The sequence below is a fragment of the Enterocloster sp. OA13 genome (assembly GCF_022440595.1).
Classification (GTDB): Bacteria; Bacillota; Clostridia; order Lachnospirales; family Lachnospiraceae; genus Enterocloster; species Enterocloster hominis.
In genome coordinates, this window is the sequence record NZ_JAKNTF010000001.1 from 6169119 (window position 1) to 6192838 (window position 23720).

Consider the following 23720-nt stretch of genomic DNA (forward strand, 5'->3'; position numbering starts at 1 on the left):
TGCCGTCCGGCATACATATAAGTTAACGTAAGAGGAGGGGACGTCATGCCCGATATTAATATTCTGGTTGTAGATGATGAAAAAGAGATTGCGGATCTGATTGAAATATATCTTGTCAGCGATGGTTATAAAGTGTTTAAGGCGGAGAACGCTGCAAGGGGGCTGGAGATCCTTGCCAAGGAGGATATCCATCTGGTGCTCCTGGATATCATGATGCCTGGAATGAACGGACTGGAGATGTGCAAGAAGATCAGGGAGAACAATAACATCCCCATCATCATGCTCAGCGCCAAGTCCACGGACCTGGACAAGATACTGGGGCTGGGAACCGGGGCAGATGACTATGTGGTGAAGCCGTTCAACCCGCTGGAACTGACGGCCAGGGTCAAGTCCCACCTGCGCCGCTATACCCAGCTCAACCCCAACAGCGCCTCCCAGGACAAGGCCAACAATGAAATCACCATCAAGGGAATGATCATCAATAAGGATAACCACAAGGTGATTGTGGACGATGAGGAGATTAAGCTTACCCCCATTGAATTTGATATCCTGTATCTTCTGGCATCCAATCCGGGCAAGGTATTCAGCACGGATGAGATTTTTGAACGTGTATGGAATGAGAAGGTTTATGAGGCCAACAACACGGTCATGGTACATATCAGACGCCTGAGGGGCAAGATGAAGGAAGACACCAGACAGAATAAAATCATCACCACGGTGTGGGGAGTAGGATACAAAATTGAAAAGTGATATGAACAGGCGTTACCATACGCGGGTCATAACCAATATCATATACAGCGCCATTATTTCCTGTCTGGTGGAGATATTCCTGGTGACCAATGTTTCCATGATTGCCAGGTACATGGAGGAGTCGGGAAGGATGAACGGCCTGATCCAGGCGGTGCTCGGCTACCATGTGGCGGTGGTGCTGGTCTATGTCATATCCGGCCTGGTGCTGTTTGCGGTGACGTTCATGATCCTTCAGGAACCGTATATCCGCTATATCAGTAAGATTTCCGATGCGGTCCAGAGCATTTCCGAAGGGAACCTGAACACCACCATTGATGTGATTGGCGATGATGAGTTTTCCAGCATGGCAGCTAACCTGAATAAGATGGTGGAGGATATCCAGGTGCTGATGGACAAGGAGCGGGAATCCGAGCGCACCAAGAATGAGCTGATAACCAATGTGGCCCATGACCTGAGGACGCCGCTGACCTCCATCATCGGATATCTGGAGCTGCTGGCAGGCAATACCAAGATACCTGCGGACATGCAGCACAAGTACATAGAGATTGCCTACGGCAAGGCAAGGCGCCTGGAAAAACTGATAGAAGACCTGTTTGGGTTTACAAAGCTTAATTACGGCAAGATTTCCATGCATGTGGCGCAGGTGGACGTGGTGAAGCTCCTGGGCCAGCTTCTGGAAGAGGCCTATCCGAATTTTGTGGAAAAGAACCTGTCCTACGACCTTCAGAGCAATATCCCGGCCAAGATCATCACGGCGGACGGCAACCTCCTGGCCCGGCTGTTCGATAACCTGATCGGCAATGCCATCAAGTACGGGGCGGACGGAAAGCGGGTGCTGGTGAAGATCCATGGGGATGATGATGTGGTGACGGTTTCCGTGACCAACTATGGATATGTGATCCCGCCGGACGAGCTTCCGCTGATTTTTAATAAGTTTTACCGTGTGGAGCAGTCGCGCTCCAGCAGCACGGGAGGCACCGGACTGGGACTGGCGATTGCAAAAGAGATTGTGGATATGCATGGAGGCACCATCCAGGTGGCCAGTGATTTAAACGGAACCGTGTTCACCGTGAAGCTGCAGGTGCATTTTGATATCAACAAAGAGAATTTCGGAACAATCAGCTGACATTAATGGAGAATACAATGAGGACTTGTAATATGAGGATATTTCCCAGGAATATGAAAAGGGCGCTGAAAGGCTCCCTTTTTGGCTTACTGCTGGCTGCCGCCATGACGGTCCAGGCCTTTGGGGCGGACATCCAGGCAATGGATGGGATGACGGATATGACGGCAGACGGCACAGGGGCAGGGCAGTACGGGGAGCCGGGGCAGGGTACAGATGGAACCGGGGAACTGACGGACGCCCCTGTCACCCTTGATGTGGTTTACGGGTATAAGAATATTGCCAAGAGCGGACGTTTCCTTCCGCTGCACATGGAACTGGGCAATCGGACGGACCAGGTATTTAAGGGGACGCTGTGCGTGCTGGCCATGGAGAGCGACATGCAGGGCTATTCCATGGACATGGACTACGATGTTTACCGTTACGAGTATCCGGTGGAAATCCCGGCCATGGGCAGCCTCACGCAGATGCGCAGCGTGTCCTTGGGCAACCGGGTGGACCAGATGTATATCCGTCTTCTGGATGAATCCGGAAAAGAAGTGACGCGCAAGCGCCTGAAGCTGAACCTGAATAAGGACACTGCCGAGCTTTTTATCGGCGTGCTCAGTGACAACCCGGAGAAGCTTCTGTACATGGGAGGCGCAGGCATTAATTACAGCACACTGCGCACCAGGTCCATAGAGATGACCGCGGCATCCCTTCCCTCCAGTGAACTGGGGCTGGACCAGCTGGACGTGCTCCTGATTACGGACTTTGATACGGGAAGCCTGTCAGGGCAGCAGGTTACGGCTGTGTGGGAATGGGTCCAGAAGGGCGGCGTCCTGCTCATTGGGACGGGTGGACGCGGGGAGGAGACACTCCGCGCATTTGCCGGCGAGATCCTGGAACAGCCGGTGCCGCAGCCGGACCAGTATGTGATTAACATGGGAGTGGAATATGCGGTAGACGGGCCGGAGGGCGCGTCCATTCCCCTGACCTGTACCGAGGTGTGGCTCAAAGGCGGGAGCGAGGTGCTGGCCAGCGACGAACTGTCCGTGATTTCATCCGTGTCCGTGGGTAAGGGAATGGTGGCCGTGTCCATGTATGATTTTGTGGACATAGAGGGGTTCTGCCAGGACAACATTTCCTATATTGACCATCTTTTTACCAGCCTGCTGGGGGAGAACCGGATCAATTCCCTGAGCAGCGGCATGGACGGAAGCACATCCAGCCTGTATTGGTCCGTCCAGTCCCTGATTAACACGGGGAATCTGAGCAAGATCCCAAAGGTGGGGCTGTATGTGACCCTGGCCATTGCCTATGTGGTGCTGGCAGGGCCGGGACTGTATTTCTTCATGAAGCACCGGGGGATGCTCCGGTACTACCAGCCCTCCGTGGCAGTCCTTTCCCTGTGCTGTACCGGAATGGTGCTTCTCATGGGAATGACCACCAGGTTCACAGGGCCATTCTTTACCTACGCATCCATTAAAGATACGGACACGGACAATGTGTCTGAGACCACCTTCATCAACATGAGGGCGCCCTATAACAAGTCCTATTCCGTGAAGCTGAACCCGGAGTATACGCTTTACCCCCTGACAGGCAATACATACTACAGTATGTCACCCATACCGAAGTTCACGGGCGAGGAGGAGCCTTCCATTACCATCCATTACGGCGATGAGGATACCGGGATCCGGTCTGATAACGTGGGGGCGTTCAACTCCAAGTTCTTCATGCTGGAACGCCATATGGAGAATGATAAGAAGGAAGGCTTCACCGGCAATATAAATTCCTTTGACGGTAAGGTGACAGGGACCCTGACCAACCACTACGGCCAGGCGGTTGAGGATGTGGCGGTGCTCCTTTACAACCAGATGATATTCGTGGGGCACATGGACCCGGGCGAGACCGTGGAACTGGATGACCTCAAGACTCTCTACGGGGCCACCAACTTCGGGTATGCCATGGCGGAACAGATTACAGGGGCTTCACGGTATAAGGAAGATAAGGATATCGAGGATACAGCCTACGTGGAGGCGCTGGAGAGGACCAACCTGCTGTCCTTTTATATGGGCAACTACCTGACCGGCTACCATTCGGAGGCCAGGATCGTGGCGTTCAGCAAGGACAAGGAAGAGACAGGGTTCCTGCGGTCCTCCGGCTATGAGACTTACGGGACCACCCTCCTGACGTCTTCCGTTGATGTGAATTATGAAAAGGACGGCATGGTATACCAGTCAGCCATGCAGAAGCAGCCCAACGTGCTGTCCGGCGAATACTATGCGCAGAACAATACCATGTACGGCCTGACGCCTGTGATGCTGGAATATTACCTGGGCAACAATATAGAGGTGGATAAGCTGGATTTCTACCACTTAAGCGACGAGGTGGCGGAGAGCATGCGCTACTATTACACGGTTCCGTTCAGCGGCAAGATGTATTTCTATAACTATAATACGGGAAATTACGATTCCATGGACACGGGCGTTACGGAATTTGACAGGGACATGCTGGAGCCGTACCTGTCGCCCGGCAATACGCTGACGGTCAAGTATGTGTATGATTCCTCAGGCGACTATACCTGGAATATCATGCTGCCTGTCCTGGCTGTCACAGGGAGGAGTAAATAATGCTGGAGATTAAAGGATTACACAAGATATACGGCAAATACCACGCATTGAGCGGCCTGGACATGAACGTGGCAACAGGGGCGCTGTACGGGTTCGTGGGACCTAACGGCGCGGGAAAGACAACCACCATCAAGATAATGACAGGCCTTCTTCCGGCGGAAGAGGGAAAGATTACCATAGACGGCATAGACGCCCTCTCAAACCTGAAGGCCCTGAAGGCCAGGATTGGATATGTGCCTGACTTTTTCGGCGTATATGATAACCTGACCGTGTCGGAGTACATGGAATTTTTCGCATCCTGCCATCATATGGACGGACTGGTGGCAAGGAAACGCTACACCGCCCTGTTGGAGCAGGTGGGCCTGGAAGACAAGCTGGACTTTTATGTGGACGGCCTTTCCAGGGGGATGAAACAAAGGCTCTGCCTTGCCAGGGCATTGATCCATGACCCGTCCATACTGATACTGGATGAACCCACCTCGGGCCTGGACCCAAGGACCAGGTTTGAGTTTAAGGAAATACTGTCCGAACTGCAGGAAAGCGGCAAGACCATTGTAATCAGTTCCCACGTGCTGTCCGAACTGTCCGAGCTGTGTACGGATATCGGCATCATCGACCAGGGCAGGATGGTGCTGGAGGGGAATATCGACGATATCCTGTCCAGGGTCAATACCTCCAATCCCCTTGTCATATCCGTGTTCAGCAATGTGGAGAAGGCCCTGGCTATCTTGAAGAGCCACCCCTGCGTGCAGACCATCTCCCTGAGGGAACAGGACATCTGCGTGCGTTTTTCAGGGGATGCCCAGGATGAGGCGCTGCTGCTGCAGCAATTGATTGACAGCGACGTGCTGGTCAACGGGTTTACCAGGGAAAAGGGAAGCCTGGAATCCGTGTTCATGCAGCTGACGGAACATGAAGAAGAAAGGGTGGTGTTGTCCTATGATGCGGAATCCGGTTTTTAGCCGTGAGATGAAGGTTGGCTCAAGAAGCGTGAGGCTGCCTTTGATCATTCTCCTTTTTAACGGTATCCTGTCACTGGTAACGCTTCTCAACATGTATTCCGCCGTGGCCCAGGTCAGGACCACGGCCGCCATACAGTACAGCAGTTTCATGAATATGTATGAGTTTGTCACCACCATTGAATTCATCCTGCTGATGTTCATCGTGCCGGCCGTGACAGCGGCCAGTATCAGCGGGGAGAGGGAAAGGCAGACCCTGGAGCTGATGCTTACCACCCAGATGACGGCTTCCCAGGTGGTGTTCGGCAAACTGATGAGCGCCCTCAGCACACTGCTTCTGCTGATTGTGTCCAGCTTTCCGTCCGTTGCCATGGTATTTGTCTATGGCGGGATTACCTGGACAGATGCAGTATCGCTGCTTCTCTGCTATATAACGGTGGCGTTTTTTGCGGGCAGCCTGGGAATCTGCTTTTCAGCCCTGTTCAAGCGCTCCACCATTTCCACGGTGGTGACTTATGGCGTGCTGGTGGCCGTGGTGGCCGGGACGTATTTCATCAATAAGTTCACCCTGTCCCTGTCAGCCATGAATATAAACAATACGGCGGCAGCCTATGGGTTCGGGGAAAATGCGGTTAAGCCCACGTCCGGCGGTTTCTTCTATCTGCTGCTTTTGAACCCGGCGTCCACGTTCCTTGCCATCCTCAACGGACAGGCAGGAGGGAATACGCCCTTAAGCAAGCTTAAGAGTTCCTTTGGCATGACGGCCACTAATTTTGTTACGGAGAACTGGGTTATTGTGAGTATCCTGATCCAGCTGGCGCTGGCAGCGCTTCTGATCTATATCGCGGTCAGATGCGTGGAGCCTGTGAAGCGCAGGCGCAGGGGCAATAAGCATAAATAATAAGATTGAATGATTGGATTTCAGGAAAGGGGTAAATCATGGGAATTATTAAGGCGGTTACATCGGCAGTGGGAGGCGCGCTGGCAGACCAGTGGCTGGAGGCCATTGAGCCGGATGACATGGGGGACAGGACTGTCTTTGCCCGGGGCGTACAGGTGCGCAGGGGAAAGGGGTCCAATACAAAAGGCTCATCGGATATCGTGTCCAACGGTTCGGTAATCCACGTGTATCCCAACCAGTTCATGATGCTGGTTGACGGGGGAAAGGTAGTGGATTATACGGCGGAGGAAGGTTATTACACCATTGACCATTCATCCATGCCGTCCATGTTTAACGGCCAGTTCGGGGACGCGCTAAAGGAATCCTTTAACCGTATCCGTTTTGGCGGGATTACGCCCACGGCGCAGAAGGTCTATTATGTGAACCTGCAGGAAATCAAGGGAATCAAATTCGGCACCAGGAACCCTGTGAATTATTTTGACAACTTCTATAATGCGGAGCTGTTCCTGCGGGCGCATGGAACCTACTCCATCAAGGTAACCGACCCCCTGAAGTTCTATGGGGAAGTCATCCCGAAGAATGCGGACAGGGTGGATATCGACTCTGTGAACGAGCAGTATCTCTCTGAATTCCTGGAAGCGTTCCAGACATCGGTGAACCAGATGTCTGCCGACGGTATGAGGATATCCTTTGTCACCTCCAAGAGCAGGGAGTTAGGCCGGTATATGGCGGACACCCTGGATGAAGAGTGGAACAAGCTGCGCGGAATGGAAATCCAGTCCGTGGGCATTGCCAGCATTACCTATGATGAGGAATCCCAGAACCTGATTAACCTGAGGAACAAGGGGGCCATGATGGGTGACCCCAATATCCGCGAAGGATATGTGCAGAGCACCATCGCCGAGGGGTTAAAGAACGCAGGCTCCAATTCCGCGGGATCCATGGCAGGCTTCATGGGCATGGGCTTTGGCATGCAGACAGGAGGAGGCTTCATGGGCGCTGCCTCCAATACGAACATGCAGCAGATGCAGAACCAGGGGAACTGGGCAGCGCCGGGAGGTGCACAGCAGGCTGGGATGAATCCTGGGGCTGGAGCAGCTGGAGGAGCGGCGCAGGCCGGGATGAACCTGGGCGCTGGAGCAGCTGGAGGAGCGGCGCAGGCCGGGATGAACCCTGGCGTGGGAGCAGCTGGCGGTGCGCAGCAGGCCGGGATGAATCTGGGGGCTGGAGCAGCTGGAGGAGCGGCGCAGGCCGGGATGAACCTGGGCGCTGGAGCAGCTGGAGGAGCGGCGCAGGCCGGAATGTATCCGGGTGCAGGAACCGCAGGATGGAACTGCCCGAACTGCGGCACGCCCAATTCCGGTAAATTCTGCGGCGAGTGCGGAACCCCAAGGCCGGCGGCCGACTGGACCTGCAGCTGCGGTACGGTCAACTCAGGAAAGTTCTGCAGCGAGTGCGGCAAACCAAGGTTCTAAAGCCTGTTTGAATATTCATTCCCGCCATCTGCCGGAACGCGATTTTCAAACACGCCCAAGCAGTACCCAGCACATGATACAGGAGATGACAAATGGCAGCAATAACATATAAATGCCCCAACTGTGACGGAGGCCTGATGTTTGACCCGTCGTCACAGAAATACCATTGTGAATTCTGCCTGTCTGATTTTACACAGGAAGAATTAGACGCACTGAAGCCGGATGACAGCCAGGCCGTGCTGTACACCTGTCCCAGCTGCGGCGCACAGATCGTCACGGATGAGACAACCGCAGCAACCTTCTGCTACTACTGCCACAACCCGGTGGTGCTGTCGGGCAGGCTGACAGGACAGTTTGCCCCGGACTATGTGATTCCCTTCCAGATTGACCGGGACAAGGCAAAGGAGATATTTGCCCAGTGGATTGCAAAGAAGAAGTATGTGCCGGATGCATTTTACTCCGGCAAACAGATAGAGACCATGACAGGCGTGTATTTCCCCTACTGGCTTTACGGATGCCGGGTGGACGGGATGCTGGACGCCCAGGGAAAAAAGCTGAGGACATGGACCACTGGTAATATGCGTTATACGGAAACACAGGTTTATGATGTCAGGCGCCAGGGGACCATGGACGTGGACCATGTGGCCAGAAACGGACTCAGGAAGGCAAACCGCCAGCTGGTGGACGGCGTCCTGCCCTTTAAGATGGATGAGAAGAAGAAATTCTCCATGGGATTCCTGTCAGGGTTCCTGGCGGAGAACCGGGACATGGAAAAGGAGCAGTTCGTGGTGGACGTGCAGACCGAGGTAAGGGAGTTTGCCCTCCAAAGCCTTCAGTCCCAGGCCGGGAGCTATGACTCCATGAATATCAGGCAGAGGGAAGCAAAGCTTTTGGACGAGGAGTGGAGCTATGCCCTTCTTCCTGTGTGGACCCTGACCTATAATGACAAAGCCAGGGGGAAGATATATTATTTTGCCCTGAACGGACAGACCGGGAAGGTGTGCGGACAGCTTCCGGTGGACAATAAGAAGCTGGCGCTGCTGTTCCTGTCCATCTTCCTGCCGCTATGCATACTGTTTCTGATAGGAGGGTATCTGCTGTGATGACAGGGTTTGATATGGGAAAATGCTTTCCCAACAGGAGACATCCGGTTACTGCCCCATGGATCCGCATGGCGGCGCTGACCGTTGCATTGGTGGTTCTCTGGGGGAATCTGGGGATGGTTACCAGCATGGGCGCCCAGGCCGGGGCCAGCATCCAGGTTGATGCCCAGGCCGATACCAAAGACAATGCCAAAAACAATACCCAGGCCAATCAAAGGCTCTTTGACGAGGCCGGGCTTTTATCCGGGGCGGAGCAGGAACGGCTGGAGGATGCCCTTGCAGACTGCCGGAAGAAGACCGGAATGGATGTGTCGGCAGTGACTGCCTATAATGACGGCGCCCGTTCTGCCATGGAATATGCGGATGACTATTATGATTACAATGATTTTGGCACCGGCAAGGATAAGAGCGGGGTCCTGGTCCTGATTTATATGGATGCTCCGGGACGCCGGGGCGGTGAATGCTGGATATCCACTTCCGGCAACATGATACGTATCCTTACGGACAAGCGCATTGACCTGATACTGGATGACATGTACGATTATCTGGGAATCCAGGATTACTATGGGGCCGTCCTGGCATTTACCAGGGACATCGAGTACTATGTGGACAAAGGAATCCAGGCCGGACAGTATAATTATGATACGGAGACAGGGGAAATCAGCATCTACAGAAGCATACGCTGGTATGAGGCTGCATTTGCCGTCATCGCGCCTGCCATGATAGCGGGAAGCGTGTGCCTGGGGATTAAGAGCCGGTATTCCATGAAGCAGTCTGACCGGGAGCGTGCCAACAGCCTTCTGGCCTACCGGGCAGACGCAAAGTACCGGTTTGGGGATGTAAATGACATACTGCTGAATAAATTCGTGACTTCAGCCCCAATTCCAAGGGGCGGCAGCGGTTCCGGCGGTTCCGGTTCTTCTGGCCGCAGCTCCACCCACCGTTCCAGCAGCGGGCGCAGCCATGGCGGCGGGGGCAGAAGATTCTGAATATAAATCAGGTTTTATGCACACTTTAAAGGTATGCGCGATATAATAGGGTATAGATATGATTCAATCCTATCTATCCTAGCTGATACTGACTGGCGTAAATGAGCGGATATCCGGTACCATATATCCGCTCATTCACGCCAGGAAGTACCAATGTGCCGCGCATCCAGCTGGTGCTTTATAATAGATCACAGGGCGACCTGGGCGGTGATGACGCACTGTAAGCGTTGTTGCCGTTTACATAGCCGGCGATTCTGGAATGCAGAGGAAATCACCAAGATGAACTATACCTATATCCTTACCTGTGCGGATGGTACGCTGTACTGCGGCTGGACCAACGACCTGGACAAGCGTCTGAAGGCCCATAACGCTGGCCGCGGAGCCAAGTACACCAGGCCCAGACGTCCGGTGGTGCTGTCCTATTATGAGGCGTTTGAGACAAAGAGTGAAGCCATGAAACGGGAATATGCAATCAAGCATATGACCAGGAAACAGAAAGAGATGTTGATTGGTGGATTTGATAATAATCTGAATTTAAGATGTCAGTCATCCGGATGGTGAATTAAGATTGGCCGGATTGGAAATACAGACAGAACAACAAGGGATGAATCCTGTGCAATATAGGATTCATCCCTTGTAAATTATTTCTCCAATATATTTTACGTTGCTTCCGGAAACAGATTAAAAATCCCGGTTATGCCACAAAACGGTACATCATAACATAATGGCAGATGCTTCCGCCCATGACGAACAGATGGAAAATCTCATGGGAGCCGAAGTACTTGTGGCGGGAATTGAAGAAGGGGAGTTTCAGGGCGTATATGATGCCTCCCACCGTGTATATGATGCCGCCGGTCAGCAGCCACATGAATCCGGCTTTTGGCATGGAGTCCAGTATCTTTGTGATGGCCAGGACGCATACCCAGCCCATGGCGATATAAATCAATGAAGAGAACCACTTGGGGCAGGTAATCCACAGGGCATTGATAAGGATTCCCACAATGGCGATTCCCCAGACCAGTGTCAGAAGGGACCAGCCTGTCTTATCCCCCAGGACAACCATGCACACCGGGGTATAGGTTCCGGCTATCAGGATAAAAATCATCATGTGGTCAATCTTCCTGAGCATCTGGTTTATCTTTGGGGAAATGTCCAGCGTGTGATAGATGGTACTGGCAGCGTAAAGGCCAATCATACTCAGTATGAAGATGGTAAGGGCGCTTACATGAAATTGTCCGGAATCACGTACTGCTTTCATAAGCAGGGGCATAGCTGCTATAATAGCCAGTATCATGGCGATGAAGTGTGTAAGGGCACTGCCCGGATCTTTTACTTTTGTAAGGTTTTGTTTCAGTTTTGCTGTCATATATACCAGCCTCCTCTTAATTAAAACTGATTGGTTTTTAATGGTTACCCTGATATGTAGTTTTAAATACTACATCTGTTTGTATTATATACTATACACCGCATGAATAAATTATGCAATACTTTTTAATAAATACTTTAAATCGAAAGTATTTATCTGGAAAACTATGTTATAATCATGCTGAGTCTGAAGGATTGAAATATCAGGAGAGGTAAATGTCATGGTTCCCATTCTATATGAAGATAAAGATATAATTGTAGTGCACAAACCTGCGGGGCTGGAATCCCAGTCATCCCGCGGTTTTGCGCCGGATATGGTCAGTGAGATACGGCGTTATCTACACAATCCACAGGATATCCACAAGCCTGCCGCGGGCATTTCCGGGTCCCAGCCTCCATATGTGGGAGTTATCCACAGGCTGGATAAGCCGGTGGAAGGAGTCATGGTATACGCGAAAAACCAGAAGTCGGCAGCAGCCTTAAGCGCCGCGCTCCAGGCTGGAAAAATGGAAAAATTTTATATGGCGGTGATATGTGGACAACTTGTGGATAAACAAGGTGTATATGTGGATTATCTACGGCAGGACAGGAAAAACAACACATCCGAAATTGTGGATAAGTCTGTGAAAGATGCAAAAAAAGCAGCCCTCAAATACAGGGAAATGGAAGTTATCCACAGCCTTGAGGATAAGGAAAAAATGCTTTCTTTAATAGATATTGAGCTGCTCACAGGAAGGCACCACCAGATAAGGGTGCAGTTTGCCGGACATGGCACCCCCCTCTATGGGGATGGACGGTATGGAGGGGACATATCCACAATTGTTGACATAAAAAAAGAGCCTGCAGCCGTCCGCCGTCCGCTGGCCCTGTGTGCCTACCATCTGGCATTTTTGCATCCAGTGACAGGGGAAAAGCTTGTATTTGAAATCAGGCCTTCCGGCGGGGCCTTTAACTGGTTTTCAGTCATTGGATGAATGCAGCCGGATACCTCCAAGGAAGCTGACCCGCACGGAGAATACGTGGTCCTTATATTCATATTCCAGGTGTCCGCCGTATCTGGCGGCAGACATGGAGGCGCTGTTAAGGCCGATGCCGTGAAGGGCGCTGTCACGTTTCACGGAGATTAACCTGCCGTCCTTTTTACAGGGGGCATGGGCAGCTGAATTGGATATGTCGATGAAAAGCATTTCCTTCATCTTCCTGATCTTGACATGGATCCATGGCGGCTGTCCGCTTCCTGCATATGCCGCCGCCCCCACATGGGAGGCGGCCTCATATGCATTATCGAGCAGGTTGGCGAACAGGCTGCAGATGTCCTGGTCCTCCATGGGATGGAGGTCCATGGCATCTGCCTGTACGGTGAAGCGGATATCTGCCTGGGCGCATCGGTTCCTGGCATGGTTCAGCAGTACATCCAGGGTGGGGGTTCCTGTCCAGACAGAAGGAGTAAGATGTTCCAGAGGGGCGCTCAGCTGGCCGATATAGGCCCGGGCGCCTTTTGCATTGTCTTCCGCCAGCATGCCGTCCAGGACCAGGAGATGGTTCTTCATGTTGTGGGAAAGGGTCTCCTGTTCCTTCTGCATCTGCTTTACCATCTCATACTCCTGGCGTACCAGCTGGTCTTTGAATTCCAGGATACCCCGGAGTTCCCGTTCCTTCACATAGTTGGCGTAGATGAGCATGAGCAGGCAGAGGCACAGCAGGATGACCAGGCACAGACCCCAGCTGAACAAGGTAAGCACCGAGATTTCCTGAAGGGTGAACAGGGAGAGGAAGCCGACACCCAGTATGCCGAACAGGGAAACGGTAAATATCATTTTCGGATTGTAAAACGTGGTCTTGCGAAAGGCCCTTCCCGCCAGGAAGCTGAAGCAGAACAGCATTGCCTTATCCACCGCGATATAAGCGCACCGCCACAGGGACAGCTGGTTTAATATGAAGCCTGCAAACTGCCGGTTCCCTGCTATCACGCCCATGACGGACATGCAGAAGAAGTTGATGATATAAAGACAGAGAAAGTAAAAGCTTACCAGCGAGACTGCGTAAAACAGGTCCACCTGGAACAGGACCACCGTGGTCATACAGATAAAGAAAACAAACCACAGGGTGGATATCAAGGGGTCAATCCCGTATGCATCCATGGCTTTTACGGAACAGACCAGGGTCAGGGACAGCAAAAAGAAGGGCAGCCGTCCCCTGACCCTGTCCGGTAGGAATATTCCTATAAAATGGTAACACAGCCATGCCTCTATAAAGTCAGAGAAGATTTCCAGCGCCTCATACCAGTTGTTCATAATCTGGCCCTCCAATAGGATGTGATGGATTCCCGCACTTCCCTCTGATGCCTGCGGCTGACCGGAATCGTGGTCCCGTCATCCAGGAACAGTTCATTTCCCTCCATCTTATCCACATGGAACAGGTTGACGATATAGCCCCGCTCCACCATCAGGAAACCGCCGTCGCGTTCCTCCCCGCACAGCTCTGCCAGCACCTGCTCCAGGGGCCTGCGCACGGGCAATTCTTCATTTTCCAGTACAAAGACAGCGTACTTCTGGTCCTTATAGATGTAGAGGATATCATCCACGGCAATCTTACGGACCCTGCGGGGGGACTCAATGACATAGGTGTCATTGGAATTGCGCTCCAGAAGCCGGCATGCGTCCTTAAGGGCCAGGGGCAGGCAGGCTGCCAGTTCCGGCTTGGGGATGTATCGGAACACGGAAAGCTCAAATGCCTTAACCGCGTATTTTGTATGGGATGTAATAAAGACAATCAAGGCCAGGGGCAGGAAGCGCCGGATGGCTCCGGCCAGGCTCATGCCGTCTGTCCCTGGCATCTCTATGTCCAGGAACAGCAGGTCAAAATGGGCGCCTTCCTCCACATCATAGAGCAGCTGGCCGCTGTCCGTATAGGTGGAAATGTGCAGGGCAGAGGATATTTCCTTTGCCTGCTCTGAAAGAATGGTGTGGATCTGTTCCACAAAACATTGTTCATCATCACAAACCGCAATCCGTATCATGGTATGCCGCTCCTTAATTCTTAACTGCCTGCTTGATAATCTCCCTGCTGATGGACCGGATCCTGTCAGGGCAGGTATAATCCCTGTCATCATAGAGGAACTGATGAAGCTGTTCCACGTTGGATTCAAGGGTGTTGGGGATCACACAGTTCCCGTTCTTACCAAGGGGCGCGTCCTCATGGGTAAATGGGAATCCGGCCGTGCTGCTTAAATTGTATTTCTTTATATTGCGTAACACATCAACCAGGTCCTTGGCGGTTAAGGATGAGAGGGACTGGGAAAATGCTGTGTCAGCCGCCTGAAGCAGCGTGCCGGGATCCGCGTCCTTTGCCTTCTCAAATACCTGGCTGATTACCTTCCTCTGGCGCTCCGTACGGGCAAAGTCGGTATCCATCTGCCTTAACCTCATATAAGCAACTGCCTGTACCCCGTCCAGATGCTGCATCCCGTAATCCGCCAGATGGGCGGAGGGAATTCCGGTGCTGTCCGCGGTTTCCGTGATAAAGGCATTGATATAATGAAATTCAGCCTTGGTCAGTTCGATGTCCACTCCTCCCAGAAGATTGATTACATCCGCCACGGATTTCCAGTTAAAGGATATATAATCATCGATGGCGATATCCAGGTTGGCGGTCAGGGCCTGCACATTGCCGTTAGGCCCTGAAATCATATAGGATTGGCCTAATTTGCCGTAGGCGTCCGTGGACGGGCTGTTCATAAGGAATGTATCCCTGTATACGGACACAAGGCGGATATCACCTGTATGATTGTTGATGGAGCACAGAAGCTGCACATCCGCATTATTGCCCTTTCCCACATCCCCATTACGGCTGTCCATGCCAAATACCGCAATGGTCCAGTAGCTGCTTTCTAATTTCACAGGTCCTGCGGGAATGTAGGGATTGTCCTCCATGACCGGGATTTCCGGACTGCCGTCCAGGCGGTGCATGTTCCCGGTTATCTTTGTAATATAGATAAGTACGGAGCACATGGCAAACAGTATGGTGGAAAGACAGATGATGCCTGCTTTTTTCAATATGGATTTTATGGATGGATTCATGGTAAAACTCCCCTTTCGATTGTCCTGAGGCGTGATTGGAAATCCGCCCCTGCCTGTGATTCCCCTGCTGCAGCCGGGAGTTAATCTTTATGGGCCTATTATAGCAGGTGGGAAGCCAGGAGGAAAGAACTGTCCTTAAATGGAAGGAATTGGTCCGTGAATGAGATGATCCGGAATCACCCGGACCATGTCCGCGCCCTGGCCGGTGATGTCCGGTACGGTTTCCGGCGGGATGATAAGACATGGAAAAACGGGAATAAAAACAGCGCCCGCACGGCATGATGCTGTGCGGGCGCAGGAATATGGTATCAGGAATATGGTGTCAGGAGAATGGTATCGGGAGAATAGTATTAGGAATATGCCTTCTTTGACATGGGATTATCTCCGTTCCTATGACAGCCTCAAAGCCCATTCCTTACAATCCCACACATCCGTAGCCAGCCCCTCGTAGAACTCCGGCTCATGGCAGATGAGAAGGATGCTTCCTTTATACGCCTTCAGGGCGCGTTTCAGTTCGTCCTTTGCATCCACGTCCAGGTGGTTGGTAGGCTCATCCAGAAGGAGTACATTGGATTCACGGTTAATCAGCTTACATAACCGTACCTTTGCCTGTTCACCGCCGCTTAAGACACGGACCTGGCTTTCGATGTGCTTGGTGGTAAGGCCGCATTTGGCAAGGGCAGACCGCACCTGATACTGGGTATAGGAAGGGAATTCCTTCCATATCTCCTCCAGGCACGTGGTGGTGTTGCCGGGAGCCATTTCCTGCTCAAAGTATCCGATAGACAGGTAATCACCCAGTTCCACGGTGCCGCTCATGGCAGGGGTCAGGCCCAGTATGCTTTTTAACAGGGTGGTCTTGCCGATACCGTTGGCGCCCACCAGCACGATTTTCTGACCGCGCTCCATCAGAAGGTTCAGGGGACGGGACAGGGGCTCGTCATAGCCGATGACCATGTCCTTTGTCTCAAAGATACATTTGCCGGCAGTGCGGGCTTCCAGAAAATGGAACTCAGGCTTTGGTTTTTCCCTGGCAAGTTCAATCACATCCATCTTATCCAGCTTTTTCTGCCGTGACATGGCCATGTTCCTGGTGGCAACCCTGGCCTTGTTGCGGGCTACGAAGTCTTCCAGCTCGGCGATTTCCTGCTGCTGGCGCTTATAGGCTGCCTCCAGCTGGGATTTCTTGGCAGCATATACTTCCTGGAATTTGTCGTAATCCCCCACATAGCGGTCCAGGCGCTGGTTTTCCATATGGTAAATCAGGTTGATGACGCTGTTCAGGAAGGGTATGTCATGGGAAATCAGGATAAATGCGTTCTCATATTCCTGGAGATACCGTTTCAGCCATTCAATGTGCTGTGTATCCAGGTAGTTGGTAGGCTCATCCAGAAGAAGGATATCAGGCTTCTGCAAAAGCAGCTTGCCAAGAAGCACCTTGGTCCTCTGGCCGCCGGAAAGCTCGGTCACGTCCTTATCCATCCCAATCTCGTTCAGTCCAAGGGCGCGTCCCACCTCATCCACCTTGGCATCAATGATATAGAAATCATGGGCCATGAGCAGGTCCTGGATGGTACCAAGTTCCTCCATCATGGCATTCATCCCGTCCTCGTCTGCCTCGCCCATCTTCTCACATATCTGATTCATCTGTTCTTCCATCTCAAAAAGGAAGCTGAAGGCGCTCTTCAACACGTCCCGGATGGTCATACCCTTTTCAAGCACCGTGTGCTGGTCCAGATACCCCACCCGGACATTCCTGGCCCACTCCACCTTGCCTTCGTCGGGCATCAGTTTGTCGGTAATGATATTCATGAAGGTGGACTTACCCTCGCCGTTCGCCCCAATGAGGCCGATGTGTTCGCCTTTCAGCAGACGGAAGGACACGTCCTGGAAAATTGCACGGTCGCCGAAACCGTGGCTTAAATGTTCTACGTTTAAGATACTCATCTGTCTCAAAAACTCCTTATTCTTTGCCGTTTTGCGGCGTCACTCCCCATTCTACATGAGAAAATGCACTGTGGCAATAGGTTTGTGAGAGAAATATGTTTACCTGCTTATCATTTCCATCTCCCTGTGTTATACTTTTAAACGTAATCGTGGCTTTGGGCCATGAATCATAAAATCATGAGTAATCAGGAGCATACGCCATGGATAAACAGAGAATCCGCATAATCAAAAAGAATGATGAATTTTCAATGGAATATCAGGCCGGAGACATCTTTACAGTGGACAGTACCTGGTACGGAGGGGTGAATGTGACCAGCGCGTCGGGAATCCCTCTGTCCTTGGACCGGGATGAGTATGAGGAAGTAAAGGATGATGGGAAGGATACCCGTCCCATTGACCCATATTCATACCAGGCCGGTGTAATGGACTGCTTTTGCGAGATGGTCTCTTCTGGCCTTAAGAAGCTGGCCATGAGCCATCCGTGTGACACCAGGGAGGAGCGGGACAGCTATCTGGGCGAAGTAAAGAGACTTTGCGGCCAGTATGGGATATCCTATTACCCGGAAGACCAGGCATTTATCACGGACCTGTTCCCTGCAAAGGCGAATCAGGATAAATTTAACTACCTCTTTTACCGTACGGAGGATGTGCTGGAACAATACCTGGGGTTAAAGGAGAGGCAGAAGCGCCTGATACAGGATGATGCCTACACACAGCAGGCGCGCCATGACCTTGCAGTGGAATTTGGACGGCTGCTGTCTTATCCCGAAGAGGGGATTGGGCGTCTGATGAAGCAGGCGGCAGAGGAACAGTGATAAATACGTGTAATAAAAGAAATGATAATTCATCGGGAGGAAAACGTGGAAAATAGAGGACAGGAGAACCAGACCCAGGAAAGCCAGGGCCATCAGGCCCAGGAGCACAGGAGGCGTGTCCGCTACAAGGGCACACACCCCAGGAAATACAATGAAAAATATAAAGAATTACAGCCGGAGAAATATCCGGAAACCGTTGCAAAGGTAATCAGCAAGGGAAGCACCCCGGTGGGCATGCACATTTCCATCATGGTAAAGGAAATCCTGGATTTCCTGCAGATCCAGCCGGGCCATACCCAGGAAATGCTCAAATGCCTGCAAGGCCAGGGGCATCTTCATGCCCTGGACGTGGACACCATAGAGATGGCCAAGACCAGGGAGCGTCTTGGGAAACTGGGATACGGCCCGGAGATACTGACCATCAGGCAGCTGAACTTTGCGGATATTGACCAGCTGGCGGCTGAAACAGGTCCCTTTGACTTTGTGCTGGCCGACCTGGGGGTATCCTCCATGCAGATAGATAACCCGGAGCGGGGATTTTCTTTTAAGAAGGATGGTCCCTTGGATCTGCGTCTGGATTCCAGCCGTGGCATACCTGCATCGGAGCGGCTGAGACATATTTCCAGGGAAGAACTGACGGGAATGCTAATCGAGAATTCAGACGAGCCATATGCAGAGGAGATTTCCAGGGCGGTTGTGAACCGGATTAAGCGGGGGGACGGGATTGACACCACGACCCAGCTCAGGGAAACAATCGAACAGACGCTTTCATTTATTCCGGAATCAGACCGGAAGGAGGCGGTTAAGAAATCCTGCCAGAGGACATTCCAGGCCCTGCGCATTGATATTAACAGTGAATTTGAGGTTCTGTACCAGTTCCTGGAAAAGCTTCCGGGCGTGCTTGCAAAGGGCGGACGTGTGGCTGTCCTGACCTTCCACTCCGGGGAAGACAGGATTGTCAAAAAATCATTTAAGGATCTGTACCGGCAGGGTATTTACAGTGAGATTGCCGGGGATGTGATCCGCCCGTCCGCAGAAGAGTGCAGCATGAACAGCCGCGCCAGGTCCACCAAGATGCGCTGGGCCATTAAGTCGTGATAACATTGCATGAAAATCCTATTTCCAGGGCATTCTGAATAACAGATTGAGAATGAAAGGCAGAAATGGAGAAATGGCGATGATTCATACAATATCTAAAATCACACTTTATGTTAACAATCAGGAAGAAGCCAAGGCTTTCTGGACTGAAAAGGCCGGATTTGAGGTACGGGCTGAGGAGCAGATGGGGCCGGATATGAAGTGGATTGAAGTGGGGCCTGCCCAGGGGGACGGAACCGTATTTGTACTGTACGATAAGAAGCTGATGGAGGCCCAGAACCCAAAGGTCAATGTAGGCCACCCCTCTGTCATGATGAGTACGGATAATATTGAGGAGGCCTATAAAGAACTGTTGGAAAAGGGCGTCAGCGTGGGTGAGATTAAGAGGATGCCTTATGGAAATATGTTCCAGTTCGAGGATATGGATGGGAACCAGTTCCTTCTCAGGGAGGATACCATGTCCGGGTGGCGGACCGGGATAATCTCTTAGTAAGAGGATTGGATGATTGGGGGCCTTCCATGCTTCTGGCATATGAGGCCCCGTTTTCTTTTTTATAGCCTGACCTGGATTTAGCCTTGATCCGGTCAATGAAACCTGCAACGCTTCCCGCGTCAGAATCGGATTTCCCACAAAGTGGGATGAACAGCTGACGGAGAGAATTTTTCAAACACATTTCCTTCAAATTCATTCTGGCTCAAGAATTTTGTGCATGATGCACAACAAAAGCATATAAAATTTATCATGATATACAAAAATAATAAAACCACTTGTCAGCTCTAATTGTTTATGCTATAGTATGACCATAGTTGAAAGCGGGTTTTCAACTTGTTAATTTAAACAATCAGTTAAACGTTTAACTGAATAGGAAAGAAAGGGGCGAAAGTCATAGCAACTCTGAAAGATATAGCGAAGCTGGCAGATGTCAGTGTATGCACTGTGTCCAGATATCTTAACAGCGATATCGTTATCAAGAAGGAGACAGAAGAACGTATCCGCCAGGCCATTAAGGAACTGGGATATGTCCCAAACGTGGTTGCCAAGTCCCTGAAGCGCAATGAGACCACCAACGTGGCCGTCATCCTGCCAAAGATTGATAATCTATATTATGCAGCCATGACAGCGGGTATTGGCGAGATATTAGGAAACCACCATTACAATCTGTTCATCTATGAGGTGAACCACCTGAACCTGGATGAGCGGGAGGTGCTGCAGCTGATGCGGGAGAACATGGTGGCAGGCGTCATATTCATCGGCCTTTCTTATGACATGTCCTTTAAGGACAGCATACAGATATTGCTGGACTGGAACATCCCTGTGGTGTACATGAACCGCCAGATTCCGTATAACGGGTATCCCCTCATCTACCCGGACTTCATGAAGGCAGGAGGCCTGGCAGCGGAGCATCTTCGCGGGAAGGGAAGGAAGAGGACGGCATTTGTCTATAAGAATAAAAGCAGCGAGTTCATACAATCCAATATTAATGCGTACAAAGATGCATACCCGGAATCAGATGAACTGATCATGATTGATCTGGACGGGTATATGGATATGGACCGGTGTGTTGACCGGCTCCTGGAGGAAAAGGCGGACAGTGTGTTTGTCCTCAGTGAGCTTCTGACAGCGAACCTGACAAAGCGCCTGATACAAAGAGGCGTCCGTGTACCAGAGGATATTGCAGCCATTGGCTTTGGTTATTCCCTTATATCTGAGATTTCCACACCGGAACTGACCTGTCTGGATTTTGGGGATAAGGAGATGGGGCGTAAAGGCGCAGAGCTGATCCTAAGCCAGATACATAAGAAAAAAGTTGAACCGGTAACCGTGCTGCCTGTGAGATTGGTGGAGCGGGAATCAACGTGACCGGGTGGCACAGCCGCAATTATAATGCAATCCTTAAAATTACCATGTAACCTGATTTTAAGGATTGAATATTTTCTCATTTAGTTAAACGTTTCACTTTACATAAAATATGAAAACAAAATCAGGATAAGACCAGGGTGGGGGCCCTGCTTATATAGAATAAAATGATAAAAGGAGACAGGAATTATGATGAAAGCAACAATGAACCATTTGGAGGAAGTACACGCAATCTTTGATGTGCTGCACGGCAGGAAAGAAGCAGATTTACTGATGAAGAACCTGAACATACTGGATGTCCACGGTGAGACGGTTTACAGCGGTTCCCTTTTAATTTACCACAAAAGGATTGTGGCGTTAAATCCGGATGAGAGCATTGTCAAGGCAAAAGAGGTGTTTGACGGACAAGGGCTGTATGCAATCCCGGGACTGATTGACTGCCATTTCCACTTTGAATCACAGCTGGCAAATCCGGTGGCCCTTGCAGAGGCCATGGTGCCCTGCGGCACAACCACGATTTTCGCGGAATGTCTTGATATCCTCAGTTCAGCGGGCAAAGACGGCATCCAGGCAGCAAAGGATCTGTTCCATGATTATGACAAGCTTCCATACCGCCTCTTTGCATTTGCACCGGGAAAGAAAACGGATGCGGCTGTGACAAAAGCGGTCCTTGATATGGAACCAGTCATCGGGCTGGGTGAATTTGAACATTTTACATACAGCGCAGGGGATGAGGATGATTTCCAGAAGGCTGCATGGGTAAGGGAAAAAGGCGGATTCATCAATGGACACTGGGGCCTGACCGCGCTCCCGCAGATGACCCTTAATTATCTTCCTGCAATCGGCGTTACCAACAACCATGATGTGTGGAACGGGGATGATATTGCAAAGAGCATCCGCTACGGCTTCTGCACCCAGATTAAATTCGGCGTGGGCAGCAATGAGGTAATAAAGACATTAATCCGCGCCATTGTGGACCGCAAGTTCCCCACTGAGAACTTCACGCTGTGCTGCGATAACATTTCCATTGAGCGTCTGCTGAAAATGGGCCATATGGACTGGATTGTGTCCCTGTGCGCCGAGATGGGCCTGAATCCAATCAAGGCCATCAAGATGGCATCCCTTAACGCAGCCAGATATTACCACATGGATGACCAGATTGGTTCCCTTACTCCCGGCCGTTTTGCAGATATCGTGCTGACAGACAGCTTATCCAAAATCAATCCCCTGTTCGTATTCAAGGATGGCGAGCTGATTGCCAAGGATAAGAAGCTTCTGAAAAATGCTGACAATGATTACTCCTGCATGGTGACCAAGGGCGTTGCCGGGCTGGATGACCTGACCCCACAGCAGCTTGACCTTGTGCCCATGGAGGTATCCGAAGATAAGACCCAGGCAAAGGTATACCTGTTTGATGTGTACGGCAGGGGCCATGCCAAATTCTATCAGGAAATCTGGGTACCCATGAAGGATGGTAAAATCATTCCCGAGTATGAGGGACAAAGGCTGAGCCGCCTGTCCGTGGTACGCCGTTACGCGGACGGCAGCCGCCATATTGTCAATGGCCTGTTCAAGGGCGTGACCGTTGACAGCGGGGCTGTGTGCACCTCCTTCCCGGCTCCTGTCCCCTATCTTGTCATTGTTGGAAATGACAGTGAGGAAATGTGCTTCTGCGCAAAGGAAGTAGATAAATACTCCGGCGCATGCATTGTGACCGATAATCAGGAAATCAAATCCGTAATGCCCATTGAGATTTACGGGATGATGGCCAATATGACCATTGACGAGCTGACCTCACATGCAGATGAGATTGATGCTGAACTTGAGAAGCTGGGCAATCACAACGAGGGAGAGCCGGTTGTCAATAAGCTGTTAAGCCTGTTCATTTCCCTGCACCGTTTCCGTTTCATGGAATAATCAGGAGGAGAGGAATCTTTATGGAAAAGAAAAATATCCCTTTGAGCCGCTGGCTCAGCTATCTGGCAGGCATTTTCATCATGAACACCGGTATCGCCCTTACCATACGGGCGGGAGTGGGCCTCTCTCCCATCAGCAGCCTTACAAGGGTCATGACCGTGGTGTATCCTCCGCTTACCCAGGGCACATATTCCTTCCTCCTGAACTTTGTCATGTTCTTTGGGGAATTTGTGGTACTGCCAAAAGATTTCCGGCTGAAGAACTTCACACAGCTGATTCCGGCCATGATTTCCGGCATATTCCTGGACGCCAACCTGTATCTGTTCAGCTTCCTGACAGTGGAGAATTATGTATTAAGGCTCTGCCTCCTGGTACTGGGATGCGCAGTCCTGGCCCTTGGCCTGTACCTTATGATTGAGGCTGATTTAATCCTGATGCCCGCCGATGCATTCAACAGTGTGGTGGTGAAGAGGACCCGCATGAAGTGGGGAAATGTAAAATCCATGGTGGACTGCGGCCTGCTTGTCATATCCGCTGTCATCGGCCTGGTATTCTTAGGAAAGATAATGTTCATACGTGAAGGCACCTTGATTAATGCCATTATCTGCGGTCAGTTCATAAAAATGCATACCTGGATTTTCAACCATTTAAAAAAAAGCGTTCCTGAAGCTGTAGTTAATTAGGGCGTGTTTGAAACGTGCGTTCTGTCAGATGTGCGCCCTGTTTTGT

General features: G+C 51.3%; 24 protein-coding genes. 18 read left to right on the plus strand and 6 right to left on the minus strand.

Features of this window, described 5'->3' with window-relative positions; genetic code table 11:
• The first annotated feature begins 45 nt into the window (after positions 1-45).
• From MCJ35_RS27505 to MCJ35_RS27545, 9 genes are all read left to right on the plus strand, one after another.
• Complete coding sequence (locus MCJ35_RS27505) at positions 46-750, plus strand: response regulator transcription factor (RefSeq protein WP_008724114.1); 705 nt, start codon at positions 46-48, stop codon at positions 748-750.
• Positions 740-1876 carry a sensor histidine kinase gene (locus MCJ35_RS27510; RefSeq protein ID WP_008724116.1) on the plus strand — a complete coding sequence of 379 codons (1137 nt, stop codon included), beginning with the start codon at positions 740-742 and terminating at the stop codon, positions 1874-1876. The genes MCJ35_RS27505 and MCJ35_RS27510 overlap by 11 nt, the downstream gene beginning before the upstream one ends.
• A gap of 32 nt (positions 1877-1908) precedes the next feature.
• Entirely contained in the window at positions 1909-4485 is a 2577-nt protein-coding gene (locus tag MCJ35_RS27515; RefSeq protein ID WP_025484254.1) for a hypothetical protein, read from the plus strand.
• Positions 4485-5447, plus strand: a complete 963-nt coding sequence (locus tag MCJ35_RS27520) for an ABC transporter ATP-binding protein (protein WP_008724120.1) — start codon at positions 4485-4487, stop codon at positions 5445-5447. The genes MCJ35_RS27515 and MCJ35_RS27520 overlap by 1 nt, the downstream gene beginning before the upstream one ends.
• The gene (locus MCJ35_RS27525) at positions 5425-6345 is read left to right on the plus strand and encodes an ABC transporter permease (protein ID WP_008724122.1); all 921 of its coding nucleotides are present in this window, start codon (positions 5425-5427) and stop codon (positions 6343-6345) included. The genes MCJ35_RS27520 and MCJ35_RS27525 overlap by 23 nt, the downstream gene beginning before the upstream one ends.
• Before the next feature lie 38 nt (positions 6346-6383).
• Entirely contained in the window at positions 6384-7820 is a 1437-nt protein-coding gene (locus tag MCJ35_RS27530; protein WP_240299723.1) for an SPFH domain-containing protein, read from the plus strand.
• Positions 7821-7912: 92 nt separating this feature from the next.
• Positions 7913-8923 carry a TFIIB-type zinc ribbon-containing protein gene (locus tag MCJ35_RS27535; protein WP_008724126.1) on the plus strand — a complete coding sequence of 337 codons (1011 nt, stop codon included), beginning with the start codon at positions 7913-7915 and terminating at the stop codon, positions 8921-8923.
• Complete coding sequence (locus tag MCJ35_RS27540; protein ID WP_240299815.1) at positions 8923-9912, plus strand: TPM domain-containing protein; 990 nt, start codon at positions 8923-8925, stop codon at positions 9910-9912. Before MCJ35_RS27535 ends, MCJ35_RS27540 begins: the two co-directional genes overlap by 1 nt.
• A 279-nt stretch (positions 9913-10191) precedes the next feature.
• Positions 10192-10473, plus strand: a complete 282-nt coding sequence (locus tag MCJ35_RS27545) for a GIY-YIG nuclease family protein (protein WP_025484250.1) — start codon at positions 10192-10194, stop codon at positions 10471-10473.
• Positions 10474-10606: 133 nt separating this feature from the next.
• Here MCJ35_RS27545 and trhA read toward each other — a convergent pair whose 3' ends face one another.
• On the minus strand, positions 10607-11278 hold the full coding sequence (gene trhA / locus MCJ35_RS27550) for a PAQR family membrane homeostasis protein TrhA (RefSeq protein ID WP_008724134.1): 672 nt from the start codon (positions 11276-11278) through the stop codon (positions 10607-10609).
• A gap of 220 nt (positions 11279-11498) precedes the next feature.
• On the opposite strand from trhA, the gene MCJ35_RS27555 reads away from it, so the two are divergent.
• A complete protein-coding gene (locus MCJ35_RS27555) occupies positions 11499-12251 on the plus strand; it encodes an RluA family pseudouridine synthase (RefSeq protein ID WP_025484248.1) in 753 nt (250 codons plus the stop codon).
• On the opposite strand, the gene MCJ35_RS27560 is transcribed toward MCJ35_RS27555, so the two are convergent.
• The 3 genes from MCJ35_RS27560 to MCJ35_RS27570 are packed head-to-tail and all read right to left on the minus strand — an operon-like array spanning position 12237 to position 15356.
• Positions 12237-13571, minus strand: a complete 1335-nt coding sequence (locus tag MCJ35_RS27560; protein WP_025484246.1) for a GHKL domain-containing protein — start codon at positions 13569-13571, stop codon at positions 12237-12239. The genes MCJ35_RS27555 and MCJ35_RS27560 overlap by 15 nt on opposite strands.
• The gene (locus tag MCJ35_RS27565) at positions 13568-14296 is read right to left on the minus strand and encodes a LytR/AlgR family response regulator transcription factor (RefSeq protein WP_008724141.1); all 729 of its coding nucleotides are present in this window, start codon (positions 14294-14296) and stop codon (positions 13568-13570) included. The genes MCJ35_RS27560 and MCJ35_RS27565 overlap by 4 nt, the downstream gene beginning before the upstream one ends.
• A gap of 13 nt (positions 14297-14309) precedes the next feature.
• Positions 14310-15356, minus strand: a complete 1047-nt coding sequence (locus tag MCJ35_RS27570; RefSeq protein ID WP_025484244.1) for an LCP family protein — start codon at positions 15354-15356, stop codon at positions 14310-14312.
• A 156-nt stretch (positions 15357-15512) separates the two neighbouring features.
• On the opposite strand from MCJ35_RS27570, the gene MCJ35_RS31730 reads away from it, so the two are divergent.
• Positions 15513-15638 (plus strand): hypothetical protein, encoded by a 126-nt coding sequence (locus MCJ35_RS31730; protein ID WP_275891645.1) that lies wholly within the window; start codon positions 15513-15515, stop codon positions 15636-15638.
• Positions 15639-15746: 108 nt separating this feature from the next.
• Here MCJ35_RS31730 and MCJ35_RS27575 read toward each other — a convergent pair whose 3' ends face one another.
• Positions 15747-17303: an ABC-F family ATP-binding cassette domain-containing protein gene (locus MCJ35_RS27575; protein ID WP_025484242.1), complete on the minus strand. Its 1557-nt coding sequence runs from the start codon at positions 17301-17303 to the stop codon at positions 15747-15749.
• A 200-nt stretch (positions 17304-17503) separates the two neighbouring features.
• Here MCJ35_RS27575 and MCJ35_RS27580 point away from each other — a divergent pair, with 200 nt between their 5' ends.
• From MCJ35_RS27580 to MCJ35_RS27590, 3 genes are all read left to right on the plus strand, one after another.
• The gene (locus MCJ35_RS27580; protein WP_025484241.1) at positions 17504-18118 is read left to right on the plus strand and encodes a hypothetical protein; all 615 of its coding nucleotides are present in this window, start codon (positions 17504-17506) and stop codon (positions 18116-18118) included.
• Between the two features lie 21 nt (positions 18119-18139).
• On the plus strand, positions 18140-19216 hold the full coding sequence (gene rsmH, locus MCJ35_RS27585) for a 16S rRNA (cytosine(1402)-N(4))-methyltransferase RsmH (protein WP_081739113.1): 1077 nt from the start codon (positions 18140-18142) through the stop codon (positions 19214-19216).
• 79 nt (positions 19217-19295) lie between these two features.
• Positions 19296-19706 (plus strand): VOC family protein, encoded by a 411-nt coding sequence (locus tag MCJ35_RS27590; protein ID WP_025484238.1) that lies wholly within the window; start codon positions 19296-19298, stop codon positions 19704-19706.
• Here MCJ35_RS27590 and MCJ35_RS32380 read toward each other — a convergent pair.
• Positions 19660-19884, minus strand: a complete 225-nt coding sequence (locus tag MCJ35_RS32380; RefSeq protein ID WP_353656091.1) for a DUF6783 domain-containing protein — start codon at positions 19882-19884, stop codon at positions 19660-19662. The two genes, MCJ35_RS27590 and MCJ35_RS32380, sit on opposite strands and share 47 nt — an antisense overlap.
• Here MCJ35_RS32380 and MCJ35_RS32385 point away from each other — a divergent pair.
• The 4 genes from MCJ35_RS32385 (at position 19834) to MCJ35_RS27605 (ending at position 23674) form a co-directional block, all read left to right on the plus strand.
• A complete protein-coding gene (locus tag MCJ35_RS32385; RefSeq protein ID WP_353656133.1) occupies positions 19834-19950 on the plus strand; it encodes a hypothetical protein in 117 nt (38 codons plus the stop codon). The genes MCJ35_RS32380 and MCJ35_RS32385 overlap by 51 nt on opposite strands.
• 170 nt (positions 19951-20120) lie before the next feature.
• On the plus strand, positions 20121-21077 hold the full coding sequence (locus MCJ35_RS27595) for a LacI family DNA-binding transcriptional regulator (protein WP_353656134.1): 957 nt from the start codon (positions 20121-20123) through the stop codon (positions 21075-21077).
• A 186-nt stretch (positions 21078-21263) separates the two neighbouring features.
• Positions 21264-22991: an adenine deaminase C-terminal domain-containing protein gene (locus MCJ35_RS27600; protein ID WP_025484235.1), complete on the plus strand. Its 1728-nt coding sequence runs from the start codon at positions 21264-21266 to the stop codon at positions 22989-22991.
• Positions 22992-23011: 20 nt separating this feature from the next.
• Complete coding sequence (locus MCJ35_RS27605; RefSeq protein ID WP_008724160.1) at positions 23012-23674, plus strand: YczE/YyaS/YitT family protein; 663 nt, start codon at positions 23012-23014, stop codon at positions 23672-23674.
• Positions 23675-23720 lie beyond the last annotated feature (46 nt).